The sequence below is a fragment of the Sphingobium abikonense NBRC 16140 genome, assembly GCF_001598335.1.
Taxonomy (GTDB): domain Bacteria; phylum Pseudomonadota; class Alphaproteobacteria; order Sphingomonadales; family Sphingomonadaceae; genus Sphingobium; species Sphingobium abikonense.
This window is the reverse complement of sequence record NZ_BCYT01000013.1, coordinates 56,288-78,525: the sequence shown is the minus strand read 5'-3', so window position 1 is coordinate 78,525 and position 22,238 is coordinate 56,288. Positions and strand designations below refer to the sequence as shown.

At 60.0% G+C, this 22,238-nt stretch carries 21 protein-coding genes; 8 read left to right on the top strand and 13 right to left on the bottom strand.

Annotated features, from left to right (window positions below; genetic code table 11):
- Positions 1–112 precede the first annotated feature (112 nt).
- Together SAB01S_RS13715 and SAB01S_RS13710 are read right to left on the bottom strand one after the other, a co-directional pair.
- Positions 113–1,633, bottom strand: coding sequence for a Y-family DNA polymerase (locus SAB01S_RS13715; RefSeq protein ID WP_061939996.1), 1,521 nt, complete (start codon positions 1,631–1,633; stop codon positions 113–115).
- The gene (locus SAB01S_RS13710) at positions 1,548–2,309 is read right to left on the bottom strand and encodes an ImuA family protein (protein WP_061939998.1); all 762 of its coding nucleotides are present in this window, start codon (positions 2,307–2,309) and stop codon (positions 1,548–1,550) included. Before SAB01S_RS13710 ends, SAB01S_RS13715 begins: the two co-directional genes overlap by 86 nt.
- 305 nt (positions 2,310–2,614) lie before the next feature.
- On the opposite strand from SAB01S_RS13710, the gene SAB01S_RS13705 reads away from it, so the two are divergent.
- The 4 genes from SAB01S_RS13705 to SAB01S_RS13690 are packed head-to-tail and all read left to right on the top strand — an operon-like array spanning position 2,615 to position 4,575.
- Positions 2,615–2,980 carry a hypothetical protein gene (locus SAB01S_RS13705; protein ID WP_061940000.1) on the top strand — a complete coding sequence of 122 codons (366 nt, stop codon included), beginning with the start codon at positions 2,615–2,617 and terminating at the stop codon, positions 2,978–2,980.
- Between the two features lie 28 nt (positions 2,981–3,008).
- A complete protein-coding gene (locus SAB01S_RS13700; RefSeq protein ID WP_226869718.1) occupies positions 3,009–3,650 on the top strand; it encodes an SOS response-associated peptidase family protein in 642 nt (213 codons plus the stop codon).
- Positions 3,650–4,222 carry an alpha-ketoglutarate-dependent dioxygenase AlkB gene (locus SAB01S_RS13695; protein WP_061940004.1) on the top strand — a complete coding sequence of 191 codons (573 nt, stop codon included), beginning with the start codon at positions 3,650–3,652 and terminating at the stop codon, positions 4,220–4,222. Before SAB01S_RS13700 ends, SAB01S_RS13695 begins: the two co-directional genes overlap by 1 nt.
- On the top strand, positions 4,222–4,575 hold the full coding sequence (locus SAB01S_RS13690; RefSeq protein ID WP_061940006.1) for a hypothetical protein: 354 nt from the start codon (positions 4,222–4,224) through the stop codon (positions 4,573–4,575). Before SAB01S_RS13695 ends, SAB01S_RS13690 begins: the two co-directional genes overlap by 1 nt.
- 630 nt (positions 4,576–5,205) lie before the next feature.
- On the opposite strand, the gene SAB01S_RS13685 is transcribed toward SAB01S_RS13690, so the two are convergent.
- On the bottom strand, positions 5,206–6,306 hold the full coding sequence (locus SAB01S_RS13685) for a GGDEF domain-containing protein (protein WP_240962502.1): 1,101 nt from the start codon (positions 6,304–6,306) through the stop codon (positions 5,206–5,208).
- A gap of 299 nt (positions 6,307–6,605) precedes the next feature.
- The gene (xth, locus tag SAB01S_RS13680) at positions 6,606–7,403 is read right to left on the bottom strand and encodes an exodeoxyribonuclease III (protein WP_061940008.1); all 798 of its coding nucleotides are present in this window, start codon (positions 7,401–7,403) and stop codon (positions 6,606–6,608) included.
- Between the two features lie 174 nt (positions 7,404–7,577).
- On the opposite strand from xth, the gene SAB01S_RS13675 reads away from it, so the two are divergent.
- The gene (locus SAB01S_RS13675) at positions 7,578–7,754 is read left to right on the top strand and encodes a DUF3606 domain-containing protein (protein ID WP_064485883.1); all 177 of its coding nucleotides are present in this window, start codon (positions 7,578–7,580) and stop codon (positions 7,752–7,754) included.
- A 62-nt stretch (positions 7,755–7,816) separates the two neighbouring features.
- Positions 7,817–8,467 (top strand): SOS response-associated peptidase, encoded by a 651-nt coding sequence (locus SAB01S_RS13670; protein ID WP_076605811.1) that lies wholly within the window; start codon positions 7,817–7,819, stop codon positions 8,465–8,467.
- Between the two features lie 98 nt (positions 8,468–8,565).
- On the opposite strand, the gene tnpC is transcribed toward SAB01S_RS13670, so the two are convergent.
- The 3 genes from tnpC to SAB01S_RS13655 are packed head-to-tail and all read right to left on the bottom strand — an operon-like array spanning position 8,566 to position 10,913.
- Positions 8,566–10,179 carry an IS66 family transposase gene (gene tnpC / locus SAB01S_RS13665; RefSeq protein WP_061940031.1) on the bottom strand — a complete coding sequence of 538 codons (1,614 nt, stop codon included), beginning with the start codon at positions 10,177–10,179 and terminating at the stop codon, positions 8,566–8,568.
- A 60-nt stretch (positions 10,180–10,239) separates the two neighbouring features.
- On the bottom strand, positions 10,240–10,587 hold the full coding sequence (gene tnpB, locus SAB01S_RS13660; RefSeq protein WP_062733600.1) for an IS66 family insertion sequence element accessory protein TnpB: 348 nt from the start codon (positions 10,585–10,587) through the stop codon (positions 10,240–10,242).
- Positions 10,584–10,913, bottom strand: coding sequence for a transposase (locus SAB01S_RS13655; protein WP_062733598.1), 330 nt, complete (start codon positions 10,911–10,913; stop codon positions 10,584–10,586). Before SAB01S_RS13655 ends, tnpB begins: the two co-directional genes overlap by 4 nt.
- A gap of 132 nt (positions 10,914–11,045) precedes the next feature.
- Between SAB01S_RS13655 and SAB01S_RS19055 the strand changes: the two genes are divergently transcribed.
- Positions 11,046–11,138 (top strand): hypothetical protein, encoded by a 93-nt coding sequence (locus SAB01S_RS19055; RefSeq protein ID WP_405053757.1) that lies wholly within the window; start codon positions 11,046–11,048, stop codon positions 11,136–11,138.
- 126 nt (positions 11,139–11,264) lie between these two features.
- Here the strand turns inward: SAB01S_RS19055 and SAB01S_RS13650 are convergent, their stop codons facing one another.
- The 3 genes from SAB01S_RS13650 to SAB01S_RS13640 all read right to left on the bottom strand — a co-directional run bounded on the left by SAB01S_RS13650 (position 11,265) and on the right by SAB01S_RS13640 (position 14,501).
- Complete coding sequence (locus tag SAB01S_RS13650) at positions 11,265–11,861, bottom strand: PIN domain-containing protein (protein ID WP_061940013.1); 597 nt, start codon at positions 11,859–11,861, stop codon at positions 11,265–11,267.
- 3 nt (positions 11,862–11,864) lie between these two features.
- Positions 11,865–12,323, bottom strand: a complete 459-nt coding sequence (locus SAB01S_RS13645) for a helix-turn-helix domain-containing protein (protein WP_061940014.1) — start codon at positions 12,321–12,323, stop codon at positions 11,865–11,867.
- A 582-nt stretch (positions 12,324–12,905) separates the two neighbouring features.
- A complete protein-coding gene (locus SAB01S_RS13640; protein ID WP_061940015.1) occupies positions 12,906–14,501 on the bottom strand; it encodes a site-specific integrase in 1,596 nt (531 codons plus the stop codon).
- A gap of 231 nt (positions 14,502–14,732) precedes the next feature.
- Between SAB01S_RS13640 and SAB01S_RS13635 the strand changes: the two genes are divergently transcribed.
- Positions 14,733–15,773, top strand: coding sequence for a hypothetical protein (locus SAB01S_RS13635; RefSeq protein WP_226870488.1), 1,041 nt, complete (start codon positions 14,733–14,735; stop codon positions 15,771–15,773).
- 2,454 nt (positions 15,774–18,227) lie between these two features.
- On the opposite strand, the gene SAB01S_RS13630 is transcribed toward SAB01S_RS13635, so the two are convergent.
- From SAB01S_RS13630 to SAB01S_RS13620, 3 genes are all read right to left on the bottom strand, one after another.
- Positions 18,228–19,463, bottom strand: a complete 1,236-nt coding sequence (locus SAB01S_RS13630) for a replication initiator protein A (RefSeq protein WP_226870473.1) — start codon at positions 19,461–19,463, stop codon at positions 18,228–18,230.
- A 212-nt stretch (positions 19,464–19,675) separates the two neighbouring features.
- Positions 19,676–20,710 (bottom strand): ParB/RepB/Spo0J family partition protein, encoded by a 1,035-nt coding sequence (locus SAB01S_RS13625; RefSeq protein WP_061940018.1) that lies wholly within the window; start codon positions 20,708–20,710, stop codon positions 19,676–19,678.
- The gene (locus SAB01S_RS13620; protein WP_061940020.1) at positions 20,707–21,909 is read right to left on the bottom strand and encodes an AAA family ATPase; all 1,203 of its coding nucleotides are present in this window, start codon (positions 21,907–21,909) and stop codon (positions 20,707–20,709) included. Before SAB01S_RS13620 ends, SAB01S_RS13625 begins: the two co-directional genes overlap by 4 nt.
- Positions 21,910–22,238: the final 329 nt, after the last annotated feature.

Below are 22,238 nucleotides of genomic sequence, written 5' to 3'. Positions count from 1 at the left end.
GGCGCAATAAAGCAAAGCTTGCGGCGAATAAGAGCTGCCTGTCCGGTTACTGGTTGCGCGGGGTGCGATCATTGCGGGCCTGGGCGTCCGATCACGCTACCGCTCGTTGCAATCAGGCGAACAGCCCATGCAGGAACCAGCCCTGCCCGCCGGTGGCGCTGTCCATGCCATCACCCTGACGGAAGACCCAGTAGCGCGCGCCCGTCTCGTCCTCGACGAGGAAATAGTCGCGGACGCTCAGCCATTCCTCATCACTCACATGCCATTCGCCATAGATGCGCTCCGGTCCATCGGCCCGCTTCACCTTGCGGCGCATGCCCCGCCACACGAAATGAACCGGGGGATGATCGGGCAGCAGCGCCATGGTGTCGATCGGCTCGGGCCGCTTGAACAGCCGGGCCGGGCGCGGCCAGCGTTCAGGCCAGCGCAGCAAAGTCGGATCGGCCATGGGCGGAATGCGGGTGACTGAGCGTTCGGGAATATCGCTCTCGCGCGCGGCCACCCGGTAGAGCCGCTCCTCCCCTACCCTGTTCCCCAATATATCGACGAGCATGGCGACATCGGGCATCGGCGTTTCGCCCAGATGCGAGATGGTGCGAAGCCCCAATGGCTCGACCTGGGGGGCGGAAAGCACCATCTTCTCGACCCCAAAGCCAGGATCAACCGTTTCGATCCTGTCGCAGAGCAGCCGTCCCATCTGCTTCCTGTCACGGCTGGGCTTGGCGAGTCCTGCCCGGATGGCTTCGACCCGGTTGTCGACCCGGTGGAAGCGCAAATCCAGCCTGCGCGCGCCAACGCCCGCTTCCTCCAACTGCTGGCACAGGCCATCGACCAGCTTGTGGGTATAGCGGGCAAGGGTTTCAGGCGCGCCGATCGGCTCAGCAAAGCGGCGTTCTACCTCGATGGTTTGCGGTGCTGCAACTGGCTCGAACGGCTCGGCGACACGGCCATAGGCCTGGTCGAGCCGCAGCCCCGGCATCGATCCAAAGCGCAGCGCGAGCGAGGCGCGCGGCATGGCTTCCAGATCGGCGATCGTCTCCAGGCCCAATTGGCTCAATGATCTGACGATGGCCTGGTCCAGGCGCAGCGCGACCAGCGGCAGATCGGCAATCGCCTCCTCGAGGTCGAGCGGATCGATAACGCGCAGCGGTTCCGGGCCATAGCGGGCCAGCGCATGCGCCGCGCCATAGGCCGGCGCACACACCGCGCGCCCGACCGTCTCCACCTCGGCCAGCCGCTGCACGATGTCCTTGAGCAGGCCCATGATGCCGCCATGGACATGGGCAGCGCCGGTGATATCGAGCATCAGCCCATCGGGCGGATCGACCGCGATAATCGGTGCGTAGCGGCGCAGCGACCAAACGGCGAGCCGCTCCAGCCCGTCCCGGTCCGACTGCGGCTCGGCATCCAGGATGAGGAGATCAGGCACCAGTGCCTGCGCTTGGCTGACCGCCATGCCTGTGTGCAGACCGATCATGCGCGCGGCGGCATTCGCCGCGGTGACCACCCGGCGTTGCCCGTCGATGCCAGCAAGGATCAGCGGCGCGTCAGGAGGCGGCGCGCTCTGCCCAAGCCTGCGACGCAGCCGATCCGTCGGCCAGGTCGGCAGGAAGAGCGAGACGACCTGTCGCATCGCAGGCTTCCACCAGAAAATCGGCGCTCTCTCCTGCCCGGCACCGTATGAGCTCAACGAACCAGCGATGGCGGCCGACACCCGGCACCGGCAGTGGGTCGGATGGAACAGCTGTCACCCGCCATCGCGTCGCGGCCGCCGTCGGCTGGCCAAAGTCCGACGCCTCGGCCAGGCGCCGCCAGCGCCGGATCGCTATTCCAATGGTGCCGCTGCTCTCGGCTGCCAGTTGGAGACGCCGCGAGGAGGTCATCGACAGGCGCGCGAGTTCCGCCACCACACCGCCCAATCCACCATGGCGCAGTCCTTCCTCGAAACAGGCGAGAACCGCTGTTTCATCGCGAGCTTCCACATAGATGACGCGATCGGGATCAAGTCCAGCCTGCGCAATCGCTGGCGCGAACAGGTCGGGCTCGGTCATGCACCAGAGGATGCTACCGCTCACCCGCGCAAGAATACCGGCAGTGAACAGGGCGGCGGCCGCCCCATCGGTCACGCCCTGCGCGCCGCCAGCCACTTCATGCAGCGCTCCTAGCGCCAGACCACCGCCGGGCAGTTTGGCATCGACCATTTCCAAGCCAAATGGCAGAACCTCTTTGCGCCTACGCTCTGTGCCTTCGATCTCGGCAATCTGGGCGCGCAGGGCAGCAACGCGGGGGCGCGCCCCTCTTTCCATCATCGAAGGGCCTCCTTGTGGCTCGCGGTTGGATTGTTCCTATTTTGTTCCAATTACAGTATGAGTCAACGCACTGGAGTCGTTGCTCGTTCAGGATCGGCGGTACGCTCTCGAAACAAAGCGGGAAAACCCATGGTTGTGCAGCGAAAAAAATTGAGCCTGAAGCATGGGGAGGAGGCTCCGGAAAAAAAGCGCCCCTCGCACATGCGGATGAATCGGAGCGCGAATCGACGCCGCCGCGTTATCATCCGAGCCACGATCCCGCGCTTGTCACCGATGATGAAATTCCCTGGTAAGGAGGCCCAAGCATGACCCCGCGTATCATCCCGATCGAAGGTCTCGACACCTTGCCACGCGAGGAGGCCCTGCGGCTTCGTGTCGCCCAGCAGACACTGGAGCTGGTCCTGGGGTCAGCGGTTCGGGACAGCGAGCAGACGGTCGATCCCGATCTTGCGGTCGAGGGCATATTGATGGGCCTCGCCTGCATCATGGAGCAGGCGCCTGAGTTCCCGACGCGGCAAAGCCTACGCAAAGGCGGGGAGGCCTATGGCAAGATGCTGGGACAGCAAGCCCAGAATTTGCGCTCGACCTTCGAAGAAACCGGCATGCATCCGATCGACGCTCTGCTCGACCGCTTCATGTCTGTCGCCGACGACGGCCAGAAGCCAAACTGATCGGCCTGCCATGTCGAGGCTCCATTGCATGGCTGCAGGACTGAGCGAGGTCGCCGCGCATTTCGGCGCAGATATGCCCGCGCCAATCGAGCTCCCGTTCGAAACCACCGAAGGCGCGCTTGGCCTTGTGGTTTTCGAGAGTAAGGGTCGGCGGATCATGCGCGGCGTTACCTGGGGGTTTAGCCGCCTGACCCGCGAGATGCGCGAACGCGACGAGGAACCGGGCCGCATCGGGCTGGTCGCCGATCTCACCAATCCGATGTGGGATCATATGGCGCAGGATGCGCGCTATCGCTGCCTCATCGTGCTGACGCATTTCGCCAATCCCGACGGCGTACCGGGTGAGCGGACCCGCACCTGGTTTTCCTTAAAGCGCCAGCCCCTGATGGCCTGGGCGGGCTTTTGCCGGAACATGCCCGAACAAGGTCCGGTCTATGCCGGCATGACGATGGAAGCGAATGACGCCGTGCGTCCGACCAATGACCGTATGCCGGTGCTGCTCGACCCTCATGAATATGACGCCTGGCTCCACGGCGAGATCCGGGACGTGATCGGTTTCCAGTTCCGTCCGCCCTTTTCGGCCGAGCGTTTCCGCGTCGAAAAAACCGAGGATCTCTGGCGGAGCGGCAAGCGTCCGCCCTCTGCAGATAATCAGCTGGCGCTCCTGTGATGGCGTCTGCCCACCAGATCGACCTTTTCGCGCCTCCGCTTCTGCTGGGCCTGCGGTATGAGCCGGGCTTTCTCTCCGATGCGGAAGAAGCAGAACTCATCACCCGGATCGATGCCACACCGCTGGCGCCATTCCGTTTCCAGAAATGGACCGGCAAGCGCCTCACCCGCAGCTATGGCTGGAACTATGATTTCGAGCGGGGTAGCTTTGGTCCGGCCGATCCCCTGCCAGATTGGCTGCTGCCGCTGCGCAATCGTGCCGCCCGCTTTGCTGCGTTGCCGCCAGACGCGCTCGTCCAGGCGCTGCTGATCCGATACGATCCGGGCGCGGGCATTGGCTGGCACAAGGACCGGCCGGTGTTCGAGCATGTCGTCGGCATTTCGCTGGGGGGCGCCGCCCCGATGCGCTTCAGGCGCCGAACGGCGGATGGGTTCGAGCGCCGCACGGTGTCGCTGGAGCCGCGCTCCATCTACCATCTGGCGGGCGAAGCCCGGCATGCATGGGAGCATAGCATCACCGAACAAGAAGAACCGCGCTGGTCGATCACCTTTCGCAGCCTCAAACCGGCCTGATGCCAGGCAGGCACGCCAAGCCCCAATATCCGGTTACGCCAGACGGGCGATATTTTGTCGTGCGTGGCCGTCTCTGGCGGATGAGCAACCCTGCCCTCGGCGAGGCCGAGCGGGCCAAGTTGGTCCATCAGTTGATGACGGCGCGAAGGCAGGTGGGCGAGGCGCTGCGTGCCAAGGATGCCAACGTGGAGAGAAGCGCGCGCGATGCAGTGGACGCCGTCAAACACCAGCTCGGCGAGCGCGGGCCCGTGTGGTGGGGGGATGGCGCGCCCGACTATAATCGGCATCTCGCCCGTAACACCCCCTATGCCCAATGGTTCGGAGCCCTGAGCGATGAACATACCCAATCCTGATCGGCTTCCTCGATCACGGTAACGCAGACAAGCCGTTTCCCCGGCTGACACTCCAATCTTATATCGGCCTTGCCGGTCCGGATCGCGTTGGTCGCAATGGAGACCGTTTCGGTCCGGCACTTAACCAAAAACGACCCGACCACTCTCAATGAATGGCCGGGTCAGTAGAAGTCTCTGAAAACCAGAGCCTTCGGGTCGCGACTCGTCATTAACATAGGGTTCAGATTTCTGGGAGCGCCTTAACTTTAATCCAAGTTCATAAATCCCTTGCAGATGCGGTAAGTGGTTGATTTTCGCAGCCCAGCAAATTTGCATTCCGTAGCGTAAATTGAGATTTTGATCATGGACCGGCCGATGAGCTAAGCCTTCGGGTCGCACCGGTCCTACTCCATGCTACCGGACTCATCCTCAGTCACCGCGCCTGTTGAGAAACAGCATTATCGCGGCCGCTAAGCTCGCCCTCTCAGCCGCATATTGCACTGATTGCAAAAGCTGCACCCGGCGTCGCAGCCTCCGCATTTGTCGGATCGTTCATTTGGCGCCATATGCGCCCTGCCTTTCAGGCATCCTCTCCTAAAACTCAGTACGGCTGGCCATTCATTTGGCCGGCCTTTTTTTTGGCTGACGCGTTCAGGCGACCGCCCGACCGATCTCCTGATAGTCCTCCGGACCGCAAAAATGGACCTGGGCCTTTCCGCGTGCCTTTGAACGATAGAGGGCGGCGTCTGCGCAACCGATCAGGCGCTCGAGGTCCAGGCCAAATTGAGGGGCCATGCTGATGCCGACACTCACCGATACCCGCATTTCGACGCCTGCGATCATATAGGGTTCGCTAAGCTGCCGGATCACGCGTCGCGCCAGCAGTTCAGCCTGATCCTGATGCTGGACGTGGCTCTGGACAAGAATGAATTCATCGCCCCCGAGGCGCGATACGACGTCGTCCGTCCTGACCGTCGCAATGAGCCGGCGGGCGACCTCGACCAGCAGTTGGTCTCCCGCTGGATGACCATAAGCGTCATTGACGGCCTTGAAGCCATCGAGATCGAGATAATGGATCGCAAGCTGATCGCCTGACCTGCGCGATGTTTCCAGGCTGGCGAAAAAGGCCTCACGCAAAGCCAGGCGATTGGACAGCCCTGTCAGCGGGTCGTGGCGGGCCAGATTCGCAAGATCATGTTGGGTGGTCAGATGCTCAACCGAAGCGGCATGAAGGTGGTGCACGGAATCAAGGCTCATCAAGCCGACTGCCAGGAGAAGCACGCCTTCCAGCGCGAAAAACTCGGCATGGAGCGGCTCGTCATATTCGGTCATGGCATGGACCATCATGGCGACCGCCGTTGGCAGAACCGCCAGCATCAGGCTGATCACGCAGAGGCGCGGCCTGCTCGCATTTCGTGAAACGATGCCCGCGCCAAAGGTAAAAATGAGGCTGATGGTTCCGATGTGGATAAGCGGCGCATGGGCAATGAGCGCGCGGATGTTGAGGCCAGCCAACAGCATCGCGAAGATATAGGTTAGCGCAGCGTAGCGCCGTTCCCAGATTCGCAGGGCGACAATCTCCTGTCCGGCGCCCCCGGCGCGATGGAAGGCGCCGATCAGAATAAGCCTGGCCGCCGTCACCAACACAGATGTTCCGGTGAGAGCCGCAATCACGCCATCTTGCCATTTGAGATAAATGAGCGTTCCGACGAACAGATAGAGCAGGCCGAAGCCCGCGATAGGCATGCTCATGGTGAAGAGCGGGGCGACCAGATCCCTGTACACGGCATCGGGCAAACGAGGACGAATGCTGCGCTTGACCGAAAGATTTCGAGCGCTGCGACCATCTGTTTTTCGTCTCTCCATGGCGCAGTAATCTCAGGTCGATGGTTAAGGCCGCCCTACCGATGAGATAATGCGTGGCAGATCCGGGGGCAGCCGACCGCGCCGCCGCGCGCGCCTGTCATTGCTATGCAGCCAGCCATTCCTTCGCCATGGGTCCGCCAGAAGCCGTGCCGCTAAAAGATGAGCGGCCATGAGCCTTTGAGACGTCAGCTCCGCTTCTTTCTTCGGGCCTTATCCTTCAACTCGATCCAGACCGGCGCATGGTCGCTCGTCTTCTCCCATCCACGCGGCGCGGTATCGACCTCGGCCGCGATTAGCCGGGCTTTGGCCTTGGCATTCAGCAGCAGGTGATCGATCCGCAGTCCCGCATTGCGCTCGAACGCGCCACGCCAATATTTCCAGAAGGTGTAGATGGCCTCGCCCGGGTGCTTGTGCCGAAGCGCGTCCGTCCAACCTTGATCGAGAAGCCGCTGATAGCCCGCGCGCACTTCGGGCGCGAAGAGTGCGTCATCGCGCCAGCGATCGGGCGCATAGACATCGAGGTCGGTGGGCATGACATTATAATCTCCGGCGACCACCACCGGCGCGTCCAGATCAACGAGCGATGCCAGATGCGCGTGCAGCCGGTCGAGCCAGCGCAGCTTGAAATCATATTTGGGGCCGGCCCGAGGATTGCCATTGGGCAGATACAGACCAGCGATCAGAACGCCGCCGACCGCAGCCTCTATATAGCGGCTCTGCCCGTCATCGGGATCGCCGGGCAGGCCGCGACGGGTTTCGTGGATCTCGCCGATACGGCTGAGGATAGCGACGCCGTTCCACCGGCTCTGACCGTGCCAGACGGCATCATAGCCCGCATCGCGAATGGCACGTTCGGGAAAGTTCTCTTGCGGGGCTTTGAGTTCCTGGAGGCAGACAATGTCGGGTTCCGCCTCATAAAGCCAGCGCAGCAGCACTGGTAGCCGGCCATTGACCCCATTTACATTATAGGTGGCGATCTTCACAGATATGGACGCTCCTGGTCGGCCGCTTCTCGCACGCGGCCCAACATTACTACTCGCCGCCTGATCGAGTCGTTCCGTTTCTGCCGGACATCCAAGGGCCGCCGGTCGATCACAGCACGAAACGTCGAACGTCTTTCTGCGTTGAACCGGGCAACGATGATGAAGGCGCAGGCAATGGCTAATGAAAAGACCGCACGCGGGCCGCAGGACAGCTCGCGCATCGCGCTCGGCGAAGACTATGAGGTACAATATTGGACCAACCGCTTCGGCGCCAGCAAAGAGCAACTGGAGGAAGCGGTGGAGGCGGTGGGCAACAGCGTCGATGCTGTCGCTGCCTATCTCAACACATAGGCCCGCTTTGACGAGACGATCCGCGGTGCTACGCTGCTCCTCCAACGAAGGAGGATCGCCTCATTTGTAACCTCTACACCGTGCGCAAATCCGCCGCCGAGGTGGCTGCGCATTTCGGCGTGGCGGCGCCGGTCACCCAGTTTAACGCGCCCGACGAGGTCTATCCCGGCACGCCTGGCATGGTGGTGCGAGAGCAGGATGGCACTCGCCTCCTTCAAAGCATGACCTGGGGCTGGCCGGTTCGCCTCAAGGGCATGAAACCGGAGTCCAAGCCCAAGCCGGTCAACAATATCGCTGACTTACGCAAGCCCTTCTGGCTCGGCGCTGCGCGCAAACCCGAATTTCGCTGCCTCATTCCCCTCACAAACTTTGCGGAAGCTGAAGGAAAGGCTGGGGCCAAGACCCGGAGCTGGTTCTCGCTGCGTGATAGTCCCATCTTCGCCTGGGCAGGCCTGTGGCGCGACAGCCCGGAATGGGGGCCGGTCTTCTCCGGCGCGATGACTGACTGCAATGAGGCCATCCGCCCGGTTCATGACCGAATGCCGGTTCTCCTGCATGAACATGAATATGCGCAATGGCTTCATGGCAGCTTTGACGACATCCTAGGTTTTCAAGAGCGCTGCTTTCCTGATGAACTGATCGCCATGGAGCGGACCAGCGAGCCATGGAACAAGCCACGCTCAGCGCCCTCGTCTGCCGCGACGCTGCTGTGACCCCGGAGCAGGAACGATGGGCCGAGGCGCTCGCTATCGAGCGGCGCTTTGGCGAACAGGCGCCAGAGCATATGTATCGCTCCGGTGAGGGCCGCGGATCAGGCGGCTTCGCGTTGATCTTCTGCGGCGCGCCAGTTCCAGGGGAGCAGTTCGTGGAGACGGTTCTGGGGGATGTCGGCGATGCGCGCGAGGACGTCGGCGAGCCAGGCCTGCGGATCGATGTCGTTGAGCTTTGCCGTGCCGATAAGGCTCAGCATGAAGGCCGTGCGTTGACCGCCGCGGTCTGAACCAGCGAAGAGCCACGATTTTCTGCCCAATGCTATACCTCTCAGCGCGCGTTCCTCCGCGTTGTTCGAAAGGCAGATGCGGCCGTCATCGAGGAACGCGGCGAAGGCCGGCCATGCCTTGAGCATGTAATCCATGGCCTCGGCCACATCGCTGTTCTTCGATAGCTTTGACCGATTGTCCCGGATCCATTCTTCCAGATCGGCAACCAGCGGTGCGCTGAGTTCCCGGCGGAAGGCAAGACGCTCCTGGGCCGGTCTGCCGTTGATGGCGCGCTCAATGTCGAAGATCGCGTCGATGCGGCGGACCGCCTCCACTGCCAGCGGCGAGATGACGGCCTTTTTGCGGCGCTTCTTGATCTGCGCGGCGACATCGGCCAGTTCGAAGAAATAACGGCGCGCGTGGCTCCAGCATAGGGCGCGGGTCAGCGGCGCCGGCAGTCTGTTGGCATGGAACAACGCATTATAGCCGGCATAGGCATCGGCCTGGAGGATGCCCGTCCAGCTGCGCAAATGACCCACGGGATGCTCGCCTCGCCGGTCACGGGAATAATGGAAGATCGCTGCCGGCGGCGCTGGCCCGCCGAATGGCCGATCATCCCGGACATAGGTCCAGATCCGGCCCGTATCGGTCTTGGTTTTTGCCAGCACCGGCACCGTGGTGTCATCGCCATGCAGTCGCTCGGCGGCCAGGACATGCGCCTCAATCAACAGATAGAGCGGCATCAGCGCAGCGGTGCAGGTGCCGACCTGATCGGCCAGGGTCGAAAGGCTCAGGTCCACGCCCTCGCGGGCATAACGATCCCGCTGGCGGTTGAGCGGCTGATGCGCGCCGAACTTCTCGAACAGCAGCATCGCAAGGAAGCTCGGGCCAAAGAGTCCGCGGGGCGTGACGTGGAACGGTGCCGGCGGTTGGGTGATCTTCTCGCAATCGCGACAGGAGAACTTCTCCCGAACGGTTTGGATCACCTTCCACTGGCGCGGCACGACCTCAAGCGTCTCGGTGATATCCTCACCCAGCTTGCATAGCCGATCCGAACCGCAGCAGGGGCATGCCTCGGGCGCGGCGATGACGAAGCGTTCGCGGGGCAGATGCTCGGGCAAGGGCTTGCGCGCGGGCCGCTTGCGCTCGAACGGTGCGACATTGGTCTTCGCCGCTGCCAGGGCAGCCAGAAGCTCATCTTCGCTGGCAGCGGTCTCGCACTCCTCGAAGGTCAGTTCCATCTGGTCGAGCAGATGGCGTGTGCGTTCGGACCGCTGGCCAAAAAGGGTGCGGCGCATCTTCTCGTTCTGCAGTTCGAGAAGGGCGTTACGGGCTTCTAGGTCGGCGTTGATCGCCTTGATGCGGGCAACTTCAGCGGCGACTGCCTCGGCAGCGGCAAGCCGCTCGCGAAGGCTGTCGATCTCTGCTTGCGCCTCGTTCCCCATGGCCAACGACATAGCGGAAAAGCACCGGAATCCCTAGCTTTTTAGGTCATGCCGGGGCTTTTATCCGGCCAATGTCGGGCGCCATGTGGCCTGCGGATTACGCCAGTCGATCGCCTCCAACATGCAGGCCATCTGCGAGGGGGAAATGGCGATCACGCCGTCCACCGCAGAGGGCCAAATGTACTTCCCGCGCTCCAATCGCTTGGCATAAAGCGACATGCCCACGCCGTCATGCCAGATGATCTTGCAGAGGTCGCCGCGGCGTCCCCTGAAAATGTAGAGATCCCCGGCGAAGGGATCACGCCCGAAACTCTGCTGCACTTGGAGGGCCAGGCTACGCATGCCGCGCCGCATGTCCGTGTGCCCCGTCGCGATCCATATCCGAACGCCGGAGGGGATTGGGATCACGGCTTGACCGACCGCAGCACTGCCGACACCAGCCCAGGCGATGCGCCAGCGGGAATGCGCACGATCGCCCGCTCGAACTCGACGGTGATCGCCGATCCGATCATTGGCACCGGATCGGCTTGCACCTGCACCTCGGCAAAGCCCTGCGCTGCCTGCTCCATCTGCCGCCGCCATCTGTAAATCTGGTTCGGCCGCAGATCAGCACGGCGGGCAATCTCCGCCACGTTCGCCCCGGGCGCCGAAACCGCAGCGACCAGTTCGCGCTTCTGCTGGTCGGTCCAGACGCGCCGCCGTTCTGGGCCCGAAATTACCGTCATCTGACTCATCGCACCGTCCCTTGTACCGGTGCAAACACCAGTGCTTGCACCGGTGCCATCTCGAAATATCAGCCGATCACTGCAAGGCGGCCCTCACCGGAGCGATACGAGCATATAGCCGAGCGTGTCACTGCGCTGGCCGTGGCGGGTGATGAGACGGGCGTGGCCCGCTGGATCGCGATCGCCGACCGCTTCGATCAGCTTCGGGATCGGCCAGAGGGGTTTCTTCAATGAAGTACGGCAGCCTGGTCAAACTGTGAGGGTGCATGGCAAGCGGGAAATCAACGTCCGCCTTTCCAAATTCCACTCTCCAAGTCCGTCCGAGCATTTTCCCTGCGTCAAAGCGTTCAATTCAAAGTTTCAGAGGGATCCCACATGCGGTCGAAGAGCGTCCACGGTGGCCACCAGTCCTGCCGCCTCCATGTCCAGCAAAAGGTCATGTGCGGACTTTTCGGGCCTGCGAAAGCGCCCGCGCATCCGGCGAATTGCCGCGACGGCGCGGCCCGTATCAAGCGCGATGGTATCGGCAATAAAGTCGTCTGCCGACCGGACTTCCAGATTCAAGCTCTCCAGCAGGGCCTCCGGGAAGTCCTTGAGATTCTCCGTCACGATCGCGGCGGCCTGAGTCTTTACGGCCGCAGCGATCACATGCGCATCGTCCGGATCCGGTAGGGCCTCCACCAGCGGAGTGAGATGAGCGAAATCAACAACCTCCGCTTCGCCAAATGCCTGACGCATTCGGGAAATTTGGGTTGCTGCGATTTCCTCCGCTTCCGCCTGCGATCGCCCCTTGCTGACGAGTATCTTCGCGATGGCTCGGCCCGTTTCCTCTAGAACTGGCGCCGACCATCTGATGCGAAAGAAATCCGCTTCCGCCAATGTCAGCAACAGGTTTCTGCGCAGCACGCTGGCAAGCGTGCAGGCATCAATGAAGGCCGTGTAGCGATTGGCGAACAAGGATCAGAACAATTCGGCGTCGGCCGCCGCCAGATCGTCGAGTGCCTTGGAGCGAATCCCATCCCGCTCACGCTTGTAAGCAAACAAATCCTCGGCGCGCACGCGCCGGTGGCGCCCCACCAATGTGTGGGCAATCTCCTTCTTGTTGAGAAGGGAGATGAGATAGGGCCGCGACACGTTGAGCACGTCAGCAGCCTGCTGGGTCGTCAACATCTGACTGATCGGCACGAGGGTGACTGCGTCTCCCTTGCCGATATGCCTGAGCAGTTCCATCAGCAATTGGGATATGGCGGGTGTCAGTGTGATTTCGGTGGGGGTCTTGTCCCCCTCTTCCAGGAGGCGCAATTTTGCATCGCCGGCGGCATGCGCGGCAATGATCTTGCGAAGCTGATTGGCAGCATCCTTCTCACCAGCGGAGGGCAAGCGGCTACCGATTTCTTCCGCAAAGGCGGGCATGGTCATGGCGCGTCTCCTCTCGGCCTATATGGTCAATAATCGCAGCAAACGCAACCATCGAAGCAGACGAAACATCTCCTGCGCTGGCAGAGCAGACATTCCCACACCAGCATCTCACGTCACGACAGGATCCTGCCAGGTCGTGCGAAGCTCGAAACCTGTGGGTGAACAGCACCGTATCCACCGGTGCTAATTGTGACCTAAGCTGCTCGGGTCGGCTCATTTAACGGTCCGCACCCCACTCGTAGAGCCTTGCGCCTTAGCTCGAGGCCATTGATGATCACCAATTCCTAACAAGCCATTTGTTGTTACCAAAATGCCGGTTCATGATCATCAACGCGGATAGCATGGAGCAGACGATCCTGATCACCGATCCGTGGACGGTCGCGAGGCGGAATCGGTCGATTGCCAGACGCCTTTCCCTGAGTGAGAGAGAATCTGCTGCCGCGCTTTGTGCCACCTGTTACAGAAGCGCATCTGCGCATCGCCGGCGGCATGCGCGGAGCTGTAAATAGGCGGGAAGGTCGTGGGGGATTTCCACCCTCGCTACATGATTGATTATGGCAACAACCCGAAGCCCGACATCCGCTAACGCAGTTTGGAGAGTAGACGGCCCGCCGCACCATGTTCCGCTGCCAGATTACGATTGTAGCTGAGCGGCATCTTGGGCGATTTCCAGCGTAGTGCATCCATGATCCCGGCGATATCCTCACCCGCCGCGAACAGGTCGTTGGTGATCCCAATGCGCGTCGAATGCGCGCTGATCCCCTTGACCCATTGGGCCAGTTCGTCCTTGCTCAAATCCGGTAAGAGTCCTGCGTCCCAGGCCCCCTGGACCCGCGTCTTGAAAATCTGCGTTACCGCCTGCGGCTGCAACGCGGCACCGCCCAGGCTGACGGCCGTCATCGGATCGATGCCAGTGCGCCGCGCTGCCTTGGCTTCTGGCATCAAACTGGACAATCCCCATTGCGTGGCGGCGGCCTCCCGGCGCGCTGCAGCACGCGACACAGCGGGATCGACCGCCTTCAAGCGCTTGATAAACAACCGCCGAAAGATAGGTCCCTTCGTTATTTCAGGAACGCCCAGCAGATCGGCCATCACCGCGATCCAAGCGTTCAGGGCCAGGGTGCTCCGCATCGAGAGGAATGCGGTTGCCCCCTCCCCTTCCTGATCCGCTTTATGGCGCGGGATATGCAGTAACCGGGTGTCGGGATCACTAGCCGGCTGGATATGGGCGATGTCGATCGCGACCAATTCGGAAGCGCGCAGGCCCGTATCGTAGGCGACCGACAGCAACGCCCGGTCCCTCATCCCCTTTTCGTCGTGGGGGCATCCGTCGAGCAGCGCTTTCAGGCTCATCCCTCGCGCGTCGCCGTCAAAAACGTCGCTGACCGAACCCTTGTAGCGCAACGGCCGCGCCTGGCGCTGGGCGGTTCCCAGTTCGCGGCGCAAGGCCTTGAGCGTCAGCGCGACCAGCTTGTCCTTGGTCGGGTCGGGCAGATCGAACAGCCGGTGGAAGGTCGCGATCGCCCAGAGGGTGCGCGAAAGCGTCGCCGGCTTCGCCTTGGCGAGACTGCCCTCCCCCGCTCCGCGCGCCTTTAAATACTGGATTACCGAAATAGGCTGCGCTGGCAGCGCGCTCACCCCAGACCGGCGACATGCCTCGCCAAAGCCCGCCATGTCTGCAAGCAGACCGCGTACCGTGTTGGCGGCCATGGCGGCCAGCGTCGCCTCGACCAGATCAAGATTCGCGGCGGGCCGGCCCGTGGTCGGCAGCATCGCCAGAGCGGCTTCGAACCGCTGGAGCGGGGTGAGCGCTTGCTCCGCCGCGCGCTCCGCCCTGCGCTGCGCGACATATTGCTGGCGCGCGCCATAGGCCCAACGCTGGCCCGGTGCGGGCAGGACCAGTGTGGTCGGCCGAACTCCCTCGGCGGTCGCCAACGGCGCGAGCGGTCCAATCGCCACCGATGGGTCGGCTTCTTCAATGACCAAGGGCGCAACATTGCCCTCCGCTGCGCGGACCGATACCGCTTGCCCGTCCTCCATCGGCTGGTCGTCGCCCATGACCGCGCTTCCAGCGACGTCCGTTTGCTCCACCGAAGGAACAGGCGTATGATCCGACTCGAAGGCCGGATCGAGAAAGGCGCGCAGCCCGCGCAACGGTCTTCTGCCTTCGCCAGTCATCCCAGTCCGCTCATATTGGTACAAATCGAAGGCAAAATCATATAGCGAACAACATTTTGGATCAATGATAATGGCCCTTGTCATTGATCCAATATTTTAGATGCACCAACAGACTTTCTAAAAACGTCTTTCAGTTTAATATCTGATCCGATAACCCAGACAAACAGGCCGTTTAATGAATCGAGTCTGGAACGATACACCTCGCCATTAAAGGCGAGATTTTGGCGAAAAATGATGGCTTCCTCCCCTCCCCTGCTCGATCCGGCCTTGCTCCTTGCCTATGCCGACGCGCAAACCGCGCTCGCACGGGTGGAAGAACGCCTCCGGCTCAGTCCCGTCCGCCTGCCCTGGAAGGCGCGCATGGCGCTGGCTGAGCGGCAAGCCCTGGCCGGGATCGACGCCTATGAACTCCCCGAGGACGCGGTCACGATCAACGGCCGAGGACGCGCCATCACCAGTGCCTATGACCTGACCCATTGGAAGCACGCCATCGGCATGCCGATCACCCTGGACGAACTCATGGCCGACCCCTCTGCCCTGCTGGCGTGGCTCGGTGCTGAAACCGGTCCTTCCGACGAGCACATCCCGGGCCGCCGCGAGCCATGGGAAATGCTACCGGCAATCGAGGCCTGGAGCAAGGCCTGCCAAGTACTACCCCCCTCCCCTCCCCTGCTCCATGGCGGCCGGATCGCCGCGCTGTGGCGGCAGTTCGCGCCCCTCGCCCGCGGTGATGTCGTGGCCAGCCTGCTGATCGGCGATCGCTGGGGTCCGGGGCGCTGGAACGGATCGCAAGGTGGACTGACAGCCCTCGGCCTGCAACGCGCGGGCGGTCCCTGGAAGATCGCTTCAGGCCACGAGCTCGACCACCTCTGGCTCGGAGCCATCGTCGCCGGGGCGAACGCCCATCTCGACCTGGAGGTGCAACTGCGAAGCTATGCGCAGCGGGCCGCTCTCCATCTTGCGGACCGCCGACGGCTCGGACGACTCAAGGACGTGATCCTGTTCGCGATGGCCCGTCCCGCCATTACCAGCAGCCAGGTCGCGAAGCAGTTTGGGCTGACGTCCGCCGGCGCGATCAAGCTACTGGCGACCGCCGAGGCCGAGGGACTGCTCATCGAGCGGACCGGTCAGGCGAGCTTTCGCAGCTACACGATCCCCGTCAGCGGGGTGGCCCCCTCCCCCGCCCGATCTCGGCCGCCGGTCATCGACCTCTTTGAGCCCACAATTTGGGATGATGAGGGTGAAAATCACGTCCCGCCAGAGCCCCTGTGAGCGCCAAAACGAGGGCACCCCTTACCATTTGACCTGAAAGATTTCGATGCGTCCTACGGCCTTCTGACAGCATTTTAGGGATATTTCATGTTTTGTTCGCATGCTCCGCTTCTGAGTTGCATCGAATTGGGTAACGACGCGTGCGTGATCGCTCTGTTCACGTGAGGTTTCTTAATACTGGAGGGGTACTGCATCATTCTATCGTAACAGCTTTGGTGTGGCCGTCCGATCGACCGGGTCCCCCGACGGTCCTTCCCAGATTAAGGCGACTTCATAAGTTCATCAGATGCAGTTTTCGCTAGGCCGATCAATGTAGCTAGGAAAGTATTCCGTCCCCCGCCTCGGGTGGCTACCAGGTCCGCAGCGGAAAGCAGCTCACTGATGAATTCTTCTGTGCCACGCTGCCTGATTGATGCAAGGCCGTTATAAAGGTGCGGCGTATTGTGGCCATTCATAGCGACCGTCAGATGCCTCAAACGCCAGCATCATTTACGGCGCAGCGACCCTCATCGGGGTAAACCGGAGGATTTTCTTGCGGGGGGAGCTACCTCTAACAGCGGTCTAGTTGGAGGAACATCGAGAAGTTTTATGAAGGTAATCTCATCTAAAAATTCAAACTCAAATCTCAGCGCCGTAGGCGCCATGGTTATGGGATTATGGAGAAGTTAGAGAGTTAAGAGAAGTCGCACCTGATGCGAATCGTGCTGACTCCACGATTCGCAGATTTTGGGGTCGGCGCGATGGCACGATAGATCATCCGTGATGGCACGTTCTCAGCGGCGCGATAGCACGATCGGGCTTCTGTGATAGCACGATTGCCTAAACTGAGAGCGGCGACACTCTGGCTCTGATAGCACGATGGAATGCAGTCGTGGCCTATCTACTTTCGTCGCTAAGCCCCGGCTTCGAATCAGTTTTCTTGCTGTTTCGGCTTTTCCCACCATTGCCGAAAACGAGTTGTGAACGACTCTAACGTGCTATCGGGGATGAGCTTTCCGCCGATCCAAAAATGCCTTGTGGATGTTCATCGTGCTATCAGGCACCGGGCTGTCACATTCGTCAAACATCTTTCTTGCAGGTGGCTTACCGTTGCAGGGTTCAGCCAGTTCGCATTTCTCGATCTCCCTAGGTATTAATGTGCCTAAATGAGGACTTCCCCCTCTCCTGCCGTCAGACCGCGGATCGATCACGCGTAGCGATTGCATAGTCAATCGCGGCGTCAGTCCTGTTAGGGACTTTCGATCCGAGACGTGTATGTGCTGGAGCCTGAGGACGCATCGATTACCATGATGGCAGTGTATTGGGTGGGCCGTGCGGTAAAATGAAGAAGTGCGGTGTGACCGACTTACAGGCCAGTCCTTCCTTGAACGCGCATTGCGAAGTGGGGTTTTGAGTCAAATAAACTTGGGGGAGCCGTAAGCGTTCCCCTGCTATACCAATGCAAAGGGTCGCTGATCTCGCTCAGAATGCTGAAACGTAGAGGCAGGGTTCGGAAGTCGCCATGCGAGCAGCTTCAGCAATGGACAAGATTGTGCATAGCGGCGCTGATAATAGCCGACGTGGAAGCTAATTATTTGTCTGCAGCATCAGCGGAACATCCCGCTTTAATAACCGGCAACTCGCCCTTTGGCAGGGGGCATCCGGATTCGCCTAACAGGCATAAGCGTAGAATTCGTTCGGCTACCGTGACCAAATGGGACGCAGAGATTGCACGCTTAAATGGGCAGGCGGTCGTAAGATCATCGCACCGCGTTACGAGAAATCGGGTGCTCGTACCTGCTTGACTTACTTAAGCCGCTGAGCGCTGGTGGATGCAATCGTTTAGTCGGGAGCGATGCCTCAAATCGACTAACACAAACTTTGAAGCGGACCACGTACCGGGGAGGCATGGGGGGGGGGCGAAGGCTCGTGTTGCCGAAGGCAACATCTTATCTATTTCATTGAAAAAACACGATAATAATGGATTTTGCGCTTTCTTGTTCTTAGAAACCTTGGGGCTGCTGGCTGAGGTCAGATTCATAGCTTCTGTATCCCGTTGTGAACGAAATAATCGTCTATCTGGTGTTTCCAAAGATATTGCGCATCGGCTTCCAACTAGCCGTACTCGAGAGAGCCATTGAATTCTTATTCGATTTTCGAAGAGGATAAGAGCCGGAAAGGGGAGGGGGGCAGATATCAGCCCCGTTGCACTGACGTCGTCCTGACGCATGCTCGCATCGTGCTATCAGACACGGCCTTGAGAGTGGCGTAACGGAGGTCTTGTCAGGGGACATCCTCTACAGTTGGGCGTGGAGCACCAGGGTAAATATGAGGCATTTCCGCTATCCGCGATAGCACGATGAACCGTACATTCTGATCTAATAGGAGTTGCCGAGAGGCATCTTTTCAGCGGGAGGAAGCCGACTTCCAACCGATGGGACGCAAACTAAGTCATCTGCAAACCCTCTAAGCCGGTTAACTGCCGGGCAAGGTGTGCTTGTTCCGCTGGTGATGGCTCTTCATGAAAAAGTAGAAGCGCTTGGAATAATTCGCCGGCAATTCGGTAAGGTTGTTTGCAATGTAATTATCAAACCTCGCCATCAGAACGTCGAGGTCCCAGCCTGGGAAATCCCGGCGAATGGCAGTGTAGGTTTCCTGATCGATTACATCTTGTGCACGGTTACCGCGGCGCCGGGTTGCCGGCTTTGCAGATGAAACGGGGGCAGGGGAGGGCGAAAGGGTTTTTGGCCCTTGTGAAGACACGCGAAAGCCATTTGCCGTGCTGGCAACCAAGGCTGCCATGTCGGCCGGGGAAACAAGATCCTCGGGATCTATTAGCGTTTCCGCAAGGCGTTTAACGCTCCGCGTTCGCGTGGCCGGCACAACCTCTCGTTTTGGTTCTGCTGCGGAAGGGGCGGGTAGAACTTGCTGAGGCTTTGCCTTCCCCTGCCAGTCTTTGCGCATTACCATCCAAAGCTTTGGATGGGCCGACTTCTCGTCCAGCACCTCTAGATGCAATTCGGGCAAGGAATCGGCACGCGCAATGGCCAGCAGCGACGCCTTGAACTTAGCTGACGTTTGCTCGCTACCGCTCTTCTGAAGAAGTGTGTCGAAACCGATAGTAAAGCCTTCCGCACCATTACCGCCGGCGTGCTTGCGTGCAGCGCGATAGAGCCAACGCTCTATCCCTCCCTTAAGATCAAAATACGCGGGATCGACGGTCAAGACGGACTTTTGGTCCAGGACGCCGTCGAAAAACCATTTTGCAAGCGTCACTTCGATGCACAGGACTTTATTGCGTCGCTCGTCGATCAACTGGGTCCAGCTATCGATCCACGAGAAAGTCACTTCCCTGGATTTGCCCTTCGCGCAAATATTCGTCTTTATGGTGGTGGCCTGCAGCCGATCGAGCGCGTCGCGCATCCGCTCATAGGCTCTCCCGGATGTATCACGGCGGATCAGTTTCATAATATCCGCTGGATGAACGCGGATCGTAGGAGACAAGTTGTTCGAGCGCTGCCGCTGCTCGTTCAAATAGGATGCGAAGAAGATCATGATGTCCGCGTCCCATATAGTCGCCATCCCGTAGTGCGGGTTGGCTGAAACGTGGACGCTCACCTGGCCATTAGGACTAAGATATTGGATCGGCTTCACGCGCTTCTTCGCTAGCGAGAAGAAGGGGCGTTGCATCGTCTCCTGATAGTCGCGCAACGATATATCCCCAAAGTCTGGCAGGGGCGTGAACATCTCAAAACTGAGCTGGACCTGCCGGCCAAGACTAGGGGGGGATTCCACCATTTTCTAAAACGCTCGAACGCTAAAAGCTGCAAGATGTTGCCGTCGGCAACATCCATGCGAACATAATGATTTTAAACGGCAAATCGGCCATTTTGTGCATTTGACAAATGGGCGCTGAGCTTGCCTCACGCCTTACCCTTTGCCCAAATCCTGGAGCGCTCAATGGCAGCCCTCAAGCTCTCCATGAGCTCGTCAATGGAACTCTCAGAAGGAACGATCTTGATCATCAACTCGCTGGCGCGATCACGTTCGACCACTCCGAATTCACGGCCCGATTGCGTAAGAAGGCTCTGCTTTTGCCTCCGTGCCCGGGCTTGCTTATTGTTCGCCGCAGACAGCAACCGCGTCACCACTTCATTGGCGGGGATAATCGCTTCGTCGAAACTCTGTTTGAGGCTCTGTTCCTCTGCGATCGAGCGGGCAGCATCTTCCATTCGCTGGCGCTTTTCCTGATCATCAATCAAAGGCAGGAGAGGCTTCGCGAAATGGAGAGTCAGATCGCGCGGTGAGCCAAAGGCAGAGACAATCGTCTGCGGCATCTCGGCAAGAGCAATATAGCGGGAAAGCGTGCCGGGACTCAGCTTCAGTCGCTCGGCCATCCGGCGCTGCACGCCTTCATAATGGGACTTGAGGGCCTCGCGATAATTTGTCGCCCGTTCGTAGTCGGAGATATCTTCCCGTTCACGGTTTTCGATATCCGCGACGCGAAATGCTGCCTCGTCGGTTAGATCCTCGATCGATGCATAGAGGCTGATCTCGGGATGATTATTGGCATTGAGCCAGGCGATCGCCCAATGCCGCCGCGTACCGGTGATCAGTTCATAGCGCTTCTCCCCATTGGGGGTCGGACGGACGATGACAGGAATTCGGTTCCCATTTTCCGCGACGAGCGAGTCAATCAACGTGCGGACTCGATCTTCGCTCAGGGCTGAATAGTCCCGTGCGTTGCCCGGCCAGATCGACACTTCATCAGGCTTGAGCGAAATCGCCGGCTTTTTTAGCATCTTGGCGGCTTCTTCGAAATTATCGAGCCGCCGCGTCGCGAAATTCATTGGTTTGCGGGCGCGGGACTGGGCTGGCCCTTCAGCAGCGGACGTGCTCTCACCTTGCTCTGCAGCCGCATTGGCAATGACTTCGTCGAATAACGCGCGCTTGCTCATGCGGCCTCACCATCCAGCATATTTTGATCGCCAAAACCCGTCAGACTCGTGGAGGGCCATTGTTGCCGGATCACATGAAGGATCTCCGAAAAAACCAGATCGAGGTTGTCTCGGCAACGGGTAAAGGTTTTGTGCGAGGAGATCGGCTTGTCGGACTCATAGACCGACCGGAACTCCTGTACCGAATTCTTGATTTCTTCAGACGCTAGAATGGGATTGGTCAACATGTTCGTGCCGCACATCTGCTGCAAGATACGCAGCATACCGGCCTCCCCATCGGCGGATCGCGAGTAATTTGAGGCAACAACTCGAATAAAGTCGTAATTCACGCCCATGTTATATTCATTGAGAGCTTCCAGCGTGTCGGCAATGTTGGTCATGAAGTGAATTGTCGATAGAAAATCGAGCTGCCGGGCCGGAACCGGGACAACGAGACCGCTCGCAGCGGCCATAACATTCATCCCGAGAAATCCCATTGCTGGAGGTGGATCGAGTAGCATCACATCAAATTCGCGGCGAACTTGACTGATACCGGCCCTGAGCAAACCGAACCTACGCATGATCTCTTCGCGCCCTTCCGCGCCTGCGACCATGTGCCACTCAATTTCACCCAGGCCTAGGCTCGACGGGACGATCTTGGTCGTTGGCCAAGCGGTATCACGGATGGTGCGGCGAAATTCGCTGAGCGGCGCGGAAGGAGCCAAGAAATGCGCAAGCGTCTCGTCGCTATCCCAGAGTTCTTCCTGGTCCACGTCGAACAAGGAACTGGTCGAGGCTTGAGGATCGCAATCTACGACGAGTACCCTTAGCCCCTGAAGCGCAAGATAATCGGCCAGATGCTTGGTGATCGTGCTTTTCCCGACGCCACCCTTGAAATTCTGAACGGCTAAAACGACCGCAGGCTCATGTGCCTGCTTTCCCGGAATGATCCCGAGAGACTGACGGATGAGCGTCAGATCCTCGAGCGTGTAATAGCGCCGACCGTTGGCACCAATCTTGGGGGCCGGCAGCCGACCTTTCGCCTCTGCCTTAGTCAACGCCTCGGGAGTGCGACCGATTAAATCCGCTGCGCGTCCCGGACCAAAGGTCAATTCGAGATTTTTCCGGGCCCGCGGTCGAAAAGCGACCTTCTTCAACTGGGCACTAAGGGCCTCACCGTTTTCGACCATGGCCTTCAGGTTGGAAACGGTATCAATCATAAAGGAGCCCCAGCCGAATCATTCGCGAAGTACGGTTGCCAATAAAATATGAAGCATCGCTATGGTTGTCAATAAATTGCCGGTTTAGGAGATTTTTTCCGAACTAGGTTGCGACGGAAGGTTCGAAAATGCTCTTTTGCCACGAACCACCTGTATCTGCAGCCACCTTTCCTCGTACCCAGAAGGTGCGAAAGGCAATGCCCTGTACTGATTTCCCGCCTCAACATGCACACGGCGCGAAAGGACGGGGACAAATCACCGCATACTCGTCCCTTGGTTGGCCATGTGCCAAGGTGAGGATGCTTTGCGCGAGTTCGGACGAAGCAGCA

Coding starts and splice junctions, on each gene's coding strand:
- SAB01S_RS13635 (WP_226870488.1), top strand. CDS start 14,733: ATGATGGCTTCCTCCCCTCCCCTGCTCGATCCGGCCTTGCTCCTTGCC.
- SAB01S_RS13620 (WP_061940020.1), bottom strand. CDS start 21,909: ATGATTGATACCGTTTCCAACCTGAAGGCCATGGTCGAAAACGGTGAG.
- SAB01S_RS13645 (WP_061940014.1), bottom strand. CDS start 12,323: ATGACCATGCCCGCCTTTGCGGAAGAAATCGGTAGCCGCTTGCCCTCC.
- SAB01S_RS13700 (WP_226869718.1), top strand. CDS start 3,009: ATGGCTGCAGGACTGAGCGAGGTCGCCGCGCATTTCGGCGCAGATATG.
- tnpC (WP_061940031.1), bottom strand. CDS start 10,179: ATGGGGAACGAGGCGCAAGCAGAGATCGACAGCCTTCGCGAGCGGCTT.
- SAB01S_RS13640 (WP_061940015.1), bottom strand. CDS start 14,501: ATGACTGGCGAAGGCAGAAGACCGTTGCGCGGGCTGCGCGCCTTTCTC.
- SAB01S_RS13695 (WP_061940004.1), top strand. CDS start 3,650: ATGGCGTCTGCCCACCAGATCGACCTTTTCGCGCCTCCGCTTCTGCTG.
- SAB01S_RS13715 (WP_061939996.1), bottom strand. CDS start 1,633: ATGCGACAGGTCGTCTCGCTCTTCCTGCCGACCTGGCCGACGGATCGG.
- SAB01S_RS13685 (WP_240962502.1), bottom strand. CDS start 6,306: ATGAGCATGCCTATCGCGGGCTTCGGCCTGCTCTATCTGTTCGTCGGA.
- SAB01S_RS13710 (WP_061939998.1), bottom strand. CDS start 2,309: ATGATGGAAAGAGGGGCGCGCCCCCGCGTTGCTGCCCTGCGCGCCCAG.
- SAB01S_RS13675 (WP_064485883.1), top strand. CDS start 7,578: ATGGCTAATGAAAAGACCGCACGCGGGCCGCAGGACAGCTCGCGCATC.
- SAB01S_RS13655 (WP_062733598.1), bottom strand. CDS start 10,913: ATGAGTCAGATGACGGTAATTTCGGGCCCAGAACGGCGGCGCGTCTGG.
- SAB01S_RS13705 (WP_061940000.1), top strand. CDS start 2,615: ATGACCCCGCGTATCATCCCGATCGAAGGTCTCGACACCTTGCCACGC.
- SAB01S_RS13690 (WP_061940006.1), top strand. CDS start 4,222: ATGCCAGGCAGGCACGCCAAGCCCCAATATCCGGTTACGCCAGACGGG.
- SAB01S_RS13625 (WP_061940018.1), bottom strand. CDS start 20,710: ATGAGCAAGCGCGCGTTATTCGACGAAGTCATTGCCAATGCGGCTGCA.